The organism is Streptomyces sp. CB01635 (assembly GCF_002803065.1).
GTDB lineage: Bacteria > Actinomycetota > Actinomycetes > Streptomycetales > Streptomycetaceae > Streptomyces.
On record NZ_NNBL01000008.1, the window covers coordinates 226,967 to 240,403 of the forward strand.

A 13,437-nucleotide genomic window follows, 5' to 3' on the forward strand; every position below is an offset into this window, starting at 1 on the left:
TCAACCCCCAGACCACGCAGCCCCATCCCGCCCTCAGCACTCCCCCACCCGCCCAACATCCACCAACGCGACCGAGGGCCCCTCCACACTCTCCTCGCCACCTCCCACACCCAGATCCGCCCCAGCGACAAAGCCGTCGACCAAGCTCGTAACCCCGCGTCGGCACCGGGGCCGTCACAAGCCCGCGTCGACCCGCTTCAGGACGTGGCCTGGCAGGGGCTCCCCTGTGATCTCGCCGTGTGAGGCCCCCGCACGATACGCCGGGGCCTCACACGTACCCAGAGCCCGAAGCCGACCCCGGCGGGTCACCCAGCCGAGCCGCATGTTCGCGTCTGACGACTGCGCGACGTGGGCGGTCGGTCGGGCCGCTGTTGAAGAAGGCAAGCGTCTGCTCCAGCCCGTGCTCGAGGTCGCTCATGCCGCATGCTGTCTGGTCCGGCGCTATCCGCTTTGGCCTGGTCATTTCTCTGAACTAGTGGCTGAGCTGTCTCTCGGCGGTGTTCTTGCATTGGCGCATGCGTGGTTTCCGCATTCTCCGCAGACGGGCCGTTGACGGCCGATCAAAGGTCCAGGACGACTTCGGTGGTCGGTTGGCTGCAACAGACGAGGATGGTGCCGGGCTCGGGGAGTTCGAGGGGTGGGGTGGTGTAGGTGATGTCGCCTGCAACGAGGTGGGTGATGCAGGTGTGGCAGACGCCGGTGCGACAGGACCAGCGGGTGGGGACGTCGCAGGCTTCGGCGAAATCGAGGAGGGATGCGTGAGCGGGTGACCATGGAGCGGTGATGCCGCTGCGGGCGAAAGTGACGAGGGGGCCGGTGCCCGTGGGACCGGGTGGTTGGTGCGGCCGGATCGCGGCGGTGGGTGTGACGCCGGGGTTGATGGCGGGAAGAGCGCTGAACTGTTCGGTATGGATCTGCTCGGGACGCAGACCGTGATCGCGCAGGAAGCCGCCGAGGTCGTCCATGAAGGCGGGTGGTCCGCAGAGGTAGGCGTCAGTGTCCGCGGGGATGCCCGTCGCGCTGAGTGATCGGGCGGTCAGGCGGCCCTGGCTGATGTGGGGCTCGTCGGGATGTGGGTCTTCGGCGGTGTAGTAGATGTGCTCGTGGGCGTTGGGGAGTTGGGCCAGGAGCGCCTTTGCCTCATCCGCGAAGGCGTGGTGGGTGCGGTCGTGGGCGGTGTGGATCCACCAGATGGGGCGTGGGTCTCGTGTGGCGGCGAGTTGGTGGAGCATGGCGAGCACGGGAGTGGCACCGATCCCTGCGGAGAGGAGGACGATCGGGCGGGTGCTTTCTTCGAGTACGAAGGTTCCGCGGGGGCTGGCGATGTCCACGAGGTCACCGGGGCGGAGCGTGGCATGGATGTAGCTGCTGACTTTCCCGTGGGGCTCGCGCTTGACGCTGATGCGGTAGGTGCCGGCTGTGGGCGCGCAGGACAGGGAGTAGCTGCGCACTGCGGGCGCGGCTTCGCCGACGGTGAGGCGGATGGAGAGGTACTGGCCTGGGCGTGCCTCGGGTAGGGGGGTGCCGTCGGTGGTGGTGAGGTAGATCGACGAGATGGCGGGGGTCTCGGGGACGACGCGGGCGACCCGCATGGTCTTGAAGCCGGGCCAGCCCGGTACTTCTCTGGGTTGCTGGGTGCTGGCGCGTTCGCCTGGCCATCCCGGTTCCTGTTGGGGCTGCTGAGCGGCGGTGAGTTCACGGAAGGACTGCTGCCAGCCGGGGCTGAGTGCGGGGATGTTCAGTGCTTTGCGCAGCTTGGCGGGGTCGCGGTCGGGAAGGTAGAGCAGTGCGTCGGTGTCGGCGACGCTGAGTTCTTCGGGGCCCTTGCGGGTCAAGGTGATTTCATCGCCGGCCTGGACTCGTCCTTCGTTGATCACGCGCAGGTAGAAGCCGGGGCGGTGGTGGGCGACCAGGAGGGAGGCCATGGTGGGTTCGCCCAGACGCATGCCGACGCGATAGCAGGTGACGCGGGGCTGGGTGACTTCGAATTCGGCTTCGCCGATGCGGTACCGGTCGCCGATGCATACTTCGTCGTCGAGCAGACCGTCGACGGTGAAGTTCTCCCCGAAGATCCCGAAGGTCAGGTCGTCGCGGCCGAGGCGCTTCTGCCAGTACTGGTAGGACTGCAGCTGGTAGACGAGGACGGCTCGAATCTCGCCGCCGTGCCCAGCCAGGTCTCCTTGACCGTCTCCATCCACGTTCAGCCGCCGGACCATGCGGGGGCCTTGGACGGGGGCCTTCCAGGCTCCGGTGTGGACCGTCCTGCCCTGCCAGGACACGTCCTTGGGCATACCTGTGTTGACGGACAGCAGCGTCGCCATTGCGGACCTCCTGCGGAATGGCCGACTCGGGCAGCCCATCATGGCGCTGTGATCTCTGCGGTAGGGCCGATCCTAGTTCTCGTGCCGGCCTCGCCGCGATTCCGTGATCACGAATCCTGGTGCATTCGCTGAGATCCTTCGAACGGAGGGACCGGCCTGGAAAGCCATGTCCATTCGTTGTTCCTGGGCCGATCATTCGTGTCGTGCGTACTCGCAAGGTGGCGAGGTTGCGTCGTGCTGCACCAGATTGATCACGTGACTCCGCCCCCTCATTTATGACTCCGCTGGGTCCCAGCGGAGTCATAAATGAGGGGGCTTCTCGCTACGCCGGTGCGGCTTCGCGACGGACCAGCCCGGCCCGTAGAACGTTGGTGGCGCCCACCGTGTCAGCGTGCGCTCTGTGGCCGCACGAGACGCAATGGAACTTTTCCTGTGCAGGCCGGTTCTCCACGCTGGTATGCCCGCATTCGGGGCACTGGCGGGAGGTGTTGCGGGGGTCCACGGCGATCACTTCCCGTCCGGCGCTTTCAGCCTTGGCGGCCAGGATCGTCAGGAACACCCCCGCGTGGTCGAGGCGCTGGCGGCGGACCTTGCGGTGCAACTTCGCGACCTTCTCGACCGCACGCCGGTGGTTGGCTGTCCGCTTGTCGCGGCGCACACGCGGAAACTTGCACAGGGCTTGCTGTGCGGCTTCGAGCTTCGCGGCGCTCTTCGCCCCGTGGCGCGGGTTGGGGACGAATCCGCCGCTGGAATCGGCGAGGAAGCTGGCTATACCCAGGTCGATGCCCACCACCGCGCCGGTTGCCGGAAGCGGTTCGGGCTGGACCTGTTCGGCACTCAGCACGAGGAACCACTTCCGGCCCTCACGCTTGACGCTGATCGTCTTGACCTTGCCGGCCACCGCCCGGTGCTGGTGCACCTTGACGTGCCCGACACCTTGAAGGCAGACGCGAGTCACCGGGTCGTGCGGCGTGCTGTCCCACCGGCAGCCGTCCCCGTCCTTCGCGAACTCCACCGTGTCGAACCAGTTCACCCCACGAAAACGCGGATAGCCGGGCTTCTCACCGGACTTGACCCGGCGGAAGAACGCCGCGAACGCCTTGTCCAACCGCCGGAGCGTGGCCTGCTGACTGGAGAACGACCAACGGCCCTGACGCTCCGGGTCGAACGCCCGGATGTCCTTCAGCTGCCCGTACTTGATGCTCGTCTTCGAGGCGTGCCGGTAGGCGTCACGGCGTTCCTGCAACGCACCGTTGTAAGGCGAGCAGTGATCACGCAGCATCTCACCGAGCGCCTGAGCCTGCCGCACTGTGGGCCGCATGACGAACTTGTACGCACGAATCACCCGGCCCACCCCCTTCGGCTCTTGTCAGCAACATAACCGAGGCCACTGACAACCCCTCCGCAGACAGAACACCCATGCACACATGACCCGCCAGAGCAGCCCCGAGACGCGCTTCCCGCCCCGACTGAAGCCGGGGATACCCACGCAAGATAAGAGATGACGTACGTGCTCGAGGTCGCCATCTTGCCCGTGAGCGATGTCGACCGCTCTTTGGCCTTCTGTGCCGAGCGTCTGGGTTTCAACCTGGACGTGGACCGGGCCCAGCCTCGATTTCCGTGTCGTGCAGCTGACGCCTCCCGGCTCCACGCGTGCTCGGTGCCGATCGAGTGGGTCTCACCCAAGCCGAGCCTGGCTCGGCGAAGCGCCTGTACCTGGTGGTCTCTGATCTTGAAGCTGCGCGGTCCGAGCTGGTTGGGCGTGGCGTGGATGTCAGAGGGATCAGGCACAGGGTGCCTCTCGACATGTGGCAGGGCGGCTTCGAGCCGGCGTCCGGAGCGCCGCGGCTTCGCGAGCTTCGCCGAGTTCACCGACCCCGACGGCAACGCGGGGACGCTGCAGGTGTACTCCTGGCTTCCACTCGCGGGCGATATCCTCGCGGCGCAGCGCCAGCGTCACTGTGGACATCGGACGTGAGCGCTATGGCCTCCCCGGCGTTGTCTTCCGGGAGGATCGCGGATCGGGTTTGTTCACCGGCACCGAACGCCTGCCGGAGGTGTTACTCGGCTGTGGCGTCGCGGGTGCGCTGGTAGTGGCGCCGTGCCTTCATACGGTTGCCGCAGACGGCCATCGAGCACCAGCGGGCCTTGTTGGTCTTGCTGCGGTCGATGAGGAACCGCCGGCATTCCGGGTTGGCACACGGTCGTAGCCGTCCGGGCATTGTCTGCTGCACCGCGCTCCACGCCATGACCGTTTCCACCGCCATCCGACGCTCCGCGGGGGCGCCCAGGACCCACGACACTCCTTCAGGCGTGAGGTGCGGGCGGGAGGTGACGTCTTTCAGGAGCGGGGCCAGCGACGTGGCGGGCCGGCTGCCGCGCACCACGTCCTGAAGGGCATCGCGTGCCTGCACGAGGCTACGCAGCTCGTCCGCGCTTCCGCTGCCGCCGTGGGCCTGCTGCCAGGATCTGGCCTCTTCCGGATCTGCGAGCTGGTCCTGGACGACGCCATTGACCACCGGCGTGCCGTTGAGGAGCTCCAGCAGTGCGTCTTGCTGCTCTTGGTCGGTCACCATCACACCTCCTAACCGAATTGGTTCACCTGGCAGGTTATACGTGCGCGCTCACTGCGTAGGCCGCCGGACCGCCGCTCGCGCGAGCCCCAGGCCGGCCCGGACACCTCAAGCCGGTCCGCCACGACCGTCCGCAGAGCCGAACCGACGCGGGCGGACATCGACTCCCTGAGCGGGCTTGAGGTGGGCGGTGCGCTGGCTGATGTCCGTTCACGGGCGGAGGCTTATCACGGGCCGACGTTCCGCCGCCTCGGCGCGGCTGCACCCCGTATACAACCTCAATCTAACCTATAGAAGCATCTTGACAGGTTAGGTTTCGAGTGCTCGACTCTACATGTAACCAGTGAAGCTAGGTAGAGAGGTTAGGAACATGGTCTCCGCAGTCCACCACCGCACCGCCACAGTCAACGGGCTTGAGGTCTTCTACCGGGAGGCCGGCGACCCCCAGGCACCCGTAGTCGTGCTCCTGCACGGCTTCCCGACCAGCTCGCACATGTTCCGGCACCTGATCCCGGCACTCGCCGACCGCTACCACGTGATCGCCCCCGACCACATCGGGTTCGGCCAGTCCGCGATGCCCGCCCTGCAGGACTTCCCGTACACCTTCGACGCCCTCACCGAGGTCACCTCCGGCCTGCTCCAGCAGCTGGGCATCGACCGGTTCGCAATGTACGTGCAGGACTACGGCGCTCCCATCGGCTGGCGGCTCGCCCTCCAGTCCCCGGACCGCATCACCGCGATCATCACCCAGAACGGCAACGCCTACGAAGAGGGCTTCGTCAAGCCCTTCTGGGACGGCGTCTTCGCCTACGCCCAGGCCCCGGGACCGGACACCGAAGCCCCCATGCGCGGCGCCCTGACCCCCGAGATCACCCGCTGGCAATACGTGAACGGTGTCGCCGACCCCAGCCTGATCAGCCCCGACAACTGGGTCCACGACCAGGCGCTGCTGGACCGCCCCGGCAACGACGAGATCCAGCTTCAGCTCTTCCGCGACTACCCCACCAACGTAGACCTCTACCCGCAGGTCCATGAGTACTTCCGCGACTCCCAGGTCCCGCTGCTGGCGGTCTGGGGCGCGAACGACGAGATCTTCGGCCCCGCGGGCGCGGAGGCGTTCGCCCACGACCTGCCCGAGGCGGAGATCCACCTGCTCGAGTCCGGGCACTTCGCCCTGGAGAGCCATCTCGGGACCATCACCGAGCACATCCGCGACTTCCTGGCCCGTGTCCTCGCCTGATGCGCAGGGTGTCGGGGCGGCTGTGACGGCGGCGGATCGCATAGCCCTCTCCCGCCGCAGCCGGCAAAGGACCACCATGCGACACCTCGCCCAACACATCTTCAGGGCCGGCCCGCAGACCAGGCGCGCCGCCCGAGACTTCGCGATGCAGGCCCTCGACAGCTGGGGCGGGTGCCAACGCGGCGGCGACATCCGGGCCTGTGTCTCGGAACTGGCCGACCATGCCGTACAGCACGGAAGCCCGGACGGTTGCGCCAACCTGGTCCGCCTCATCCGGCACTCACACTGCCTCTACGTCGCAGTCCACGACAGTGCGCGCTACTTCCGCGTCCGCATCCCGCCTGCCGCACTGAGCGGGGAAGCCGGGCGAGGTATACCCATCGTCCCGGAGCGCTGCAACGACTGGGGAGTGCGGGCCATCACCGGCAAGGGCAAGGCCGTCCGGACCTGCTTCCGTCGGCCCGAGGCCCACGTCTCCCGCTGCGCCGTCACGCCCCGGCCGTCAACAACAACCGCCCCGTCAGGGGTGCGTCCACCCGCACCCCCGCCCCCGGAAGGAATCCGCCATGGGACTGTCCTGGCAGCAAGGCCCTCTCTCCGCCGGCGCGATCGGACACTTCCTCACCCCCGAACCGCTCCCCGAACGCCTCCTGTTCGCCGAGCGGCTGCGCCGCCGCATGCGCGTGAAGTTCAACGGCAGCTGGATCGCGGACAGCGAGAACGTGATCCTGCTCCACGAGCCGGGCCGGTACCCCGTCGCCTACTTCCCTCGCGAGGACGTCGACGAGCAGTCCCTGATCCCGAGTAGCAAGGTCACCCACCACAGGGACCTCGGCGACACCGCCTGGTACGCCGTGCACGCCGGAGAGCGCACCACCGAACGCGCCGCCTGGGAGTTCACCGCGTTGCCCGGGTATGCCGCTGACCTCCAGGGCCGCATCGCCTTCGCCTGGCGGGCGATGGACGCCTTCTACGAGGAGGACGAACGCATCCTGGGACACGCCGCGGACCCGTACCACCGCATCGACATCCGCAACACCTCCCGCACCCTGGAAGTCCGCCTCGGCGACACCCTCATCGCCCGCTCCGAACACCCCCTCGTGCTCTTCGAGTCCGGATTCGCCCCGCGCTGGTACGTCCCGCGCGCCGACATCGACCAGACCCAGTTGCACCCCGTCGACGACCAGACCTTCTGCCCCTACAAGGGCCTGTGCAACTACTACGACATCGGCGACGCGCGTCACGCCGCCTGGTCGTACACCAACGCCTACCAGGAGGTCGACCGGATCAGCGACCTAGTGTCATTCGAAGCGGACAAGGTCGAGGTCTCTCTCGATGGCACGCGCCTGCACCTCGAGCCTGGGCAGAGCGTCATCCCCCACGGCGTCGACCGCGGCCTGGACGTCGACGAGGTCAAAGCCCACTGACCTCAACGAGCACCCTTCCTCATTTCATCCCGGAGTTCGAGAATTTGGGATGGCACACGGAAAGACGTCAGGCCGGGCGGGCAGGCCGTTCCCGTGCGCCGACACCTCCTCCTACGCATTCTCCGGGAGAGGAAGCGCTTCCCAATGCCCGCGCGTGCCCCGCCAATCCCCGTGCCACGAGCGGCTCGTGTTCGCAGGCTGGTTATGGAATCTCAACGTTCGCGCCCTGTACCGGGGCTGTCACCTGTGGGTCTTCAGGTCGTCTCGCGCGCTTCGACACCGCCCTGGACATGATCGCGGCAGACCCGTAGACGGCGTGCTGTTGAAGAACGGGGCGATCCGCACGTACCGGCCGGGCCGGGTCCGCGTCGGGTACGTCCTGCCGCGCGCGGCGCCCTCGTACTGGTCGCCTACGTCGAAGCCTGACCCCGTTCATCCTCAACTCACCCCGCGACACCGTGCGGCGTGGCAGGCTACAAGTCATTCCCGGTGCGACGGCGTGCACGACACCGCTCGTGCACGAACTGCCGGACTGTGGCTCGTGCCTTCTCCCGTGAAGAGGCCAGGCCACACGGCTGTCCGGGGACGATGTCAGTGCCCGGTGCCATCCTGCCGTCGCCCCACTCGTCTGCCGGGGGAAACCTCGGTCCGGCGCTCTCCGCCACCGAACTTCCAGCTGGGCCTACGGATATTGAGTCGACAACTGTTGAGCGAACGGAGTGACCCCTGTGTCGGATCTGGAGACACCTGCTGTCCGCACCCCTTGCGAGATGCTTGCCTGCTACTACCAGGCCATGCTCGACAAGTCCGCAGACGATCTCGCCGATCTGTATGCCGCGGACGCGGTGCACGAGTTCCCGTTCACCTCTCCCGGTTTTCCCCCGCGCTACGAGGGGCGCGAGGCCGTGCGTGCGGGATACCGGGCGGCCTGGGGCGCCAGCCCCGCCCAGGTGGAGGAGATCAGGAAGATCGCGGCTTACGAGACTGCCGATCCGGAAGTGATCATCGCCGAGCACGTCGTGGTGGGAACTCTGCCGACGAGCCCCACCACCTTCACCGTCCCCGGTCTCCTGATACTCCACGTCCACAACGGGCTGATCACGCGGGTCCGCGACTATATGGACGCCTTGGGGGTCGCCAATGCCAGGGGATGAATGCCAGAACGACGCGGCGACATGTGCCCCCGCTGAACAGCCTTCGGGCGCTCGAACAAGATTCACTGACACGAGACGCCTGGCGAACCAGGTCACCTGAGATCACAGGCGAATCGGGCCAGGTCACTTGAGGCGGGGACAAATCTTTCGGCAAGGGACATCAGGGGCCGATGTCCCTTGCCATCCAATCCAGTCGGCCTGCCATCCAACCCGGTCGCGTTCGACGCCGCGCAGCGACCGGCCTCTCACAGGGTGACGGGTCGGGGATCCGTTTCGACGGCCACCGCGAGGTGGCGGCGGCGGCTCGGCAGCATCATGGTCGGGTGCGAGACGCTCCAGGCCGCGCCCGCGCAGATGAGCTCCTTGATACGGGCGCCGGCCCGACCCGTGAAGACGCTCGACGTCATCTGGTCGTCGGCGGTCACACGTTGGAGGATTCCCGCGCGGCGTCCGAGGCTGACGCACTGGGCGTTGTAGCCGATGGGGGCCTCGGGAACCTTGCGGCCGGTCAGGCGGGCGGCGAGGGCGTCGGCGGCCTGCCAAGCCATCGGGGTCGCCGTGGCGCAGGACATCCGCAACGGCTTGCCGCCCGCCCCTTCGGCCCACGCTGCGTCGCCGACGGCGTACACATCAGAGTGCGAGACCGAGCGCATGGTCCCGTCGACGACGATCCGCCCGGTGTCGGACACCTTCAGGGTGCTGGCGGCCGCGATCGGGTGCACGGTGAACCCCGCTGTCCACACGGTCACTTGGGCCTGGATCTCCCCGACCGCGCCGGTGTCTACCCCGGTCGCCCGGACGCGCGTGATGGCGGCCCGCTCGTGGACCGTGATGCCGAGCCGGTCGAAAACGTCGCGCAGGTGGCGCTGGGCCTTGTCGCTGAGCCAGTCGCCGACGCCGTCGCGGGCGGCGATGGCGACCTTGAGGTCCGGGCGTGCCTCCGCGATCTCGGCTGCCGCCTCGATGCCGGTCAGGCCGCCGCCCGCGACCAGCACGGTCCCGCCCGGCGCCAACTCACCCAGGCGCGCCCGCAGTCGCAGCGCGTCCTGCTTCCCGGCGACGCTGTGGGCGTACTCGGCGACACCGGGGACGCCGTGGTCAGTCCCGGTGCTCCCCAGGGCGTACACGAGGGTGTCGTAGTCGAGGGTCTCGGCGCCGTGCCCGCCTGCGACCTCGACGGTCTTGCGGTCCGCGTCGACCGCGGTGACCCATGCCTGCCGGACCCGCACACCGCTGCCCGCGTAGACGTCGCGGAGCAGACGACTCGGCAGGTCCTGCCCGCTGGCGAGCTGGTGCAGACGTATGCGCTCGACGAACTCGGCGTCGCCGTTGACGAGGGTGATCTCGACGTCGTCGCGGTGCAGCCGCTTGGCGAGGCGACCGGCGGCGATGGCTCCGGCGTATCCGGCCCCGAGGACGACAATGCGGTGCTTCATGGTTCGCTCCCTATCCGGTTGGACTCACCTCCTGAACCGGACAGCCACGCGATCCCTGACAGGTATCGCCTGTGACGTGGGTCACCAGATCTCCGTGAGCGGCAGGTGGGCGCCCGCGGCCGCCCACCTGCCGGTGAAGCGTTCCAGTTTGTCGGGGTTGACCTGGATGTGGAGCGCCCCGACGCCGTCAGGGGTCGTGTGGAGGCACATCACGCCGACTACGCGCTCGCCGGCCGTGATCAGCAGCGCGGGGCCGCCGTTGACGACGGCGGAGTGCACCGCCGCGCTGCCACCGACCGCGGCCCGCTTGGCGGCGCCGGGCCGGAACAGCCCCCGCAGGTAGCGCGCGATCCCGAGCGCGCCGATGACCGGGGTCCTGCGGGCCTGGACCTTGGCACCGCCGTCGGCAACGCTGACCGCGTCTGCGGTGAGCAGCCGGATCAGCGGTTCGGTGTCGCCGCTGAGGGCCGCGGCGAGGAACTCCTCGACCGCCTTGCGCGCGGCGTCCGCGTCGACCTCGGTACGGGCCCGCTCGGCGGTGAGGTGCTGCTTGGCACGCCGGTGGATCTGCTGGCAGTTCGCCTCGGTGAGGTCGAGGATCTCCGCGATATCGCGGTGCGGGTAGCCGAACGCCTCGCGCAGTACGTACACCGCGCGCTCATTGGGCGACAGCCGCTCCATGAGGGTGAGCATCGCGAGGGAGACCGACTCGCGCTGTTCGGCGGTGTCGGCCGGCCCGAGCATCGGGTCACCGGCCAGCACCGGCTCCGGGAGCCACTGCCCCACATAAGTCTCCCGCCGGACCCGCGCCGAAGTGAGCTGATTGAGGCAGAGATTGGTGAGCACCTTCGTCAGCCACGCCTCAGGCGTCTCGATCAATTCCCGGTCCGCGGCGTGCCAGCGCAGATACGTGTCCTGCACCGCGTCCTCGGCATCACCGGCCGACCCGAGCAGCCGATAGGCGATCGCCTCCAGCCGGCCTCGGGAACTCTCGAACAGATCGGCCTCATACGTACGGAGCGACATCAGACCATGATCAGCCAAGTGAACAGGCAGTGTCCACCCGCCATGTGATCAGACCAGCGCGTGCTCGGCCGATCCGGCACCGCAACTGCCAGGCAGTTCGACCTGCCGGTCGCCGACGCGGCGAGCGCCGACTCCGGGTACCGCTCAAGAACGGCTGCCAGGGCTGCGACAGTTGGCCCTGAATGTCCGCCTCAGTTGGCAACTACGACCTGTTGGCGATCCGGATGACACCAGGTTCGAAGAGCCGTGGCGTCGCTGTACGCAGCGCTTGCCTGGTGGTGTGAGCCGACTGCACGAGGGTGGCTGTGCTGCGGACGGGGCAGCGTCACTGCCCTGTGGTCACACACCTGCCGGTGGGACGAACTGCTCGTCCCGGTCTCCGTGTCAGCGGGGCGCTCGGGCTTGATCCGGTGTCGGGGTGGCAGTGGCGCTGGTCGGTGACTTGGCAACCGGTGGGCGGGAGCGCGTGGGCTCCCGCTGCTGCGGGCCCTGTCCCCGCGCCCGTTGACAGCAAGCCCCGATGTCGACTGGCAGAACCAACTGGGGGCGGCGAACCACGAGTACAGGCAGCTTGGTTAAATTCGTGGTCGCCTGCACAAGTCCCCCACTGCCTGAGGAACTACCCGTGTCCCAAATACCGCCTCTGGGCGGCCTGAACGCCTCGTACACCTCGGCGCAGATACGACGCAACCGACTGATCTTCCTCGGTCTGGTCCTTGCGCTCGCGGGCATGGTGACGTTCTGGGCCTTGGGCCCGTACGACACGAAGGACCAGTCCGCGACACTCAAGGCCGGTGACTGCTTCCAGAACATCGGGACGGACAAGGAAGCGAAGACCAAGAAGCTCGACTGCACTGACCCGCACGCCGACTACAAGGTCCTGAAGATGGACAAGGACGGAGTCGTCGATACCTTCTCCTGCTCCGATGTCCCCGGCACGACCGGCTCACTCACTCAGTCGGGCTCCGGAAATTGGTTCGTCGTGTGCTTCAAGGAAAACGACGAACAGGGCAAGAAATAGCCGGGCCCAGCCTTAAGGATTGCCTGTGAATAATCTTCGGGCAGGTGGAAAGCCGCTCCAGACAATGGGGGCTCGGACGCGGGAATCTCGGTCCACGCCGGCGGAGCGGGAACAACCTCGCTCAGTTGCACGAGCCAGCCGTGGCATTCCTTGGGTACCGGGACCCGGTTGCCGTACCACTGGGGGACGTTGTCGATGTCGGATGCGCTGAGAGCCTGCCGTGGACGTGAACCACTCGGTGTCAGGGAGTCCTGGGAGCCCCGCCGACCCAGCGGTGATAGGCGTCTACGTCGACGTTGCTGCCGCACACGATGGTGACTACGTGTCGGTCGGCGAAGCGGGCTCGGTCTTCGAGGACTGCCGCGATGCCGAGCGCGGCCGACGGTTCGACGACGAGGCCGGCGTGGTCGAGGAGCATCCGCATACCGGCGATGATTGACGCCTCCTGGACCAGGACGGCGTCGTCAGCGACCAGGAGGAGATCGTCCAGGACGGCCGGGATGGGACATCGGCCTGCGACGCCGTCAGCGATGGTGTCGGTCGAGTCGGTGGTGACGACGCGGCGCCCGCGCCACGAGTGGGTCATCGCCGGTGCGCCCAGCGGCTGGACGCAGATCACCTCTACTTCGGGCGCCAAGGACTTCACCACATGACCCACACCGGTGGCCAGCGCCCCGCCACCGAGAGCAATCAGGACGGCGTCGAACGACGGCACGGTGTCCACCAGTTCCAGGCCGATGGTCGCCGCGCCCTCGCAGGTCTCGATGTCCAGGCTGTCTTCGACCAGCCGGATGCCGTCGTACCGCGCGATGGCCGCCGCCCGCTCGCGAGCCATCTCGTGGTCGCCGTCCACCAGCTCCAACCTGGCGCCCAACGCGCGGATGCGGTCAAGCTTGGCCACAGTCGCAAAGCGGGATGCCACGACGGTCACGTCGAGCCCCCGGCCGCGACCGGACCAAGCGAGGGCTTGGCCGAGGTTGCCCGCGCTGGCGCACACCACGTCTCGCGAGCCATTGTCGGCGAGCAGGCTCGCGACCACCTCGGTACCGCGGCCCTTGAAGCTGCGCACCGGGTTTGCCGTTTCGAGCTTGATGCTCACCGTGCACCCGAGGCCGGGCTCCAGCGCCTCGCAGCGGTACAGCGGAGTATCGAGGAAAATCGGGTCGATCACCCGGCGAGCCGCCCGGATCCGAGTAGTGTCGAGGCGCGTCTCCTGCACGACACAGCAGCGTAGCGCGA

The 13,437-nt window shown here is 67.7% G+C and carries 10 protein-coding genes; 4 read left to right on the forward strand and 6 right to left on the reverse strand.

Features of this window, described 5'->3' with window-relative positions; all coding sequences use genetic code 11:
- Positions 1-560: 560 nt before the first annotated feature.
- From CG723_RS23035 to CG723_RS23050, 3 genes are all read right to left on the reverse strand, one after another.
- Complete coding sequence (locus CG723_RS23035; protein ID WP_100595356.1) at positions 561-2,321, reverse strand: MOSC and FAD-binding oxidoreductase domain-containing protein; 1,761 nt, start codon at positions 2,319-2,321, stop codon at positions 561-563.
- A gap of 322 nt (positions 2,322-2,643) precedes the next feature.
- Positions 2,644-3,666, reverse strand: coding sequence for an RNA-guided endonuclease InsQ/TnpB family protein (locus tag CG723_RS23040; RefSeq protein WP_100595395.1), 1,023 nt, complete (start codon positions 3,664-3,666; stop codon positions 2,644-2,646).
- A 715-nt stretch (positions 3,667-4,381) separates the two neighbouring features.
- Complete coding sequence (locus CG723_RS23050; protein ID WP_100595357.1) at positions 4,382-4,897, reverse strand: CGNR zinc finger domain-containing protein; 516 nt, start codon at positions 4,895-4,897, stop codon at positions 4,382-4,384.
- A gap of 367 nt (positions 4,898-5,264) precedes the next feature.
- On the opposite strand from CG723_RS23050, the gene CG723_RS23055 reads away from it, so the two are divergent.
- From CG723_RS23055 to CG723_RS23070, 3 genes are all read left to right on the forward strand, one after another.
- Positions 5,265-6,134 carry an alpha/beta fold hydrolase gene (locus CG723_RS23055; protein WP_100595358.1) on the forward strand — a complete coding sequence of 290 codons (870 nt, stop codon included), beginning with the start codon at positions 5,265-5,267 and terminating at the stop codon, positions 6,132-6,134.
- 566 nt (positions 6,135-6,700) lie between these two features.
- The gene (locus tag CG723_RS23065; protein WP_100595359.1) at positions 6,701-7,561 is read left to right on the forward strand and encodes a DUF427 domain-containing protein; all 861 of its coding nucleotides are present in this window, start codon (positions 6,701-6,703) and stop codon (positions 7,559-7,561) included.
- Positions 7,562-8,289: 728 nt separating this feature from the next.
- Positions 8,290-8,715 carry a nuclear transport factor 2 family protein gene (locus CG723_RS23070; RefSeq protein ID WP_100595360.1) on the forward strand — a complete coding sequence of 142 codons (426 nt, stop codon included), beginning with the start codon at positions 8,290-8,292 and terminating at the stop codon, positions 8,713-8,715.
- Positions 8,716-8,960: 245 nt separating this feature from the next.
- Here CG723_RS23070 and CG723_RS23075 read toward each other — a convergent pair whose 3' ends face one another.
- The gene (locus tag CG723_RS23075; protein ID WP_100595361.1) at positions 8,961-10,151 is read right to left on the reverse strand and encodes an NAD(P)/FAD-dependent oxidoreductase; all 1,191 of its coding nucleotides are present in this window, start codon (positions 10,149-10,151) and stop codon (positions 8,961-8,963) included.
- Positions 10,152-10,232: 81 nt separating this feature from the next.
- A complete protein-coding gene (locus CG723_RS23080; protein ID WP_100595362.1) occupies positions 10,233-11,177 on the reverse strand; it encodes an RNA polymerase sigma-70 factor in 945 nt (314 codons plus the stop codon).
- A gap of 625 nt (positions 11,178-11,802) precedes the next feature.
- Here CG723_RS23080 and CG723_RS23085 point away from each other — a divergent pair.
- The gene (locus CG723_RS23085) at positions 11,803-12,198 is read left to right on the forward strand and encodes an LppU/SCO3897 family protein (protein WP_100595363.1); all 396 of its coding nucleotides are present in this window, start codon (positions 11,803-11,805) and stop codon (positions 12,196-12,198) included.
- Positions 12,199-12,439: 241 nt separating this feature from the next.
- Here the strand turns inward: CG723_RS23085 and CG723_RS23090 are convergent, their stop codons facing one another.
- On the reverse strand, positions 12,440-13,417 hold the full coding sequence (locus tag CG723_RS23090) for a threonine ammonia-lyase (protein ID WP_100595364.1): 978 nt from the start codon (positions 13,415-13,417) through the stop codon (positions 12,440-12,442).
- Between the last annotated feature and the right edge of the window lie 20 nt (positions 13,418-13,437).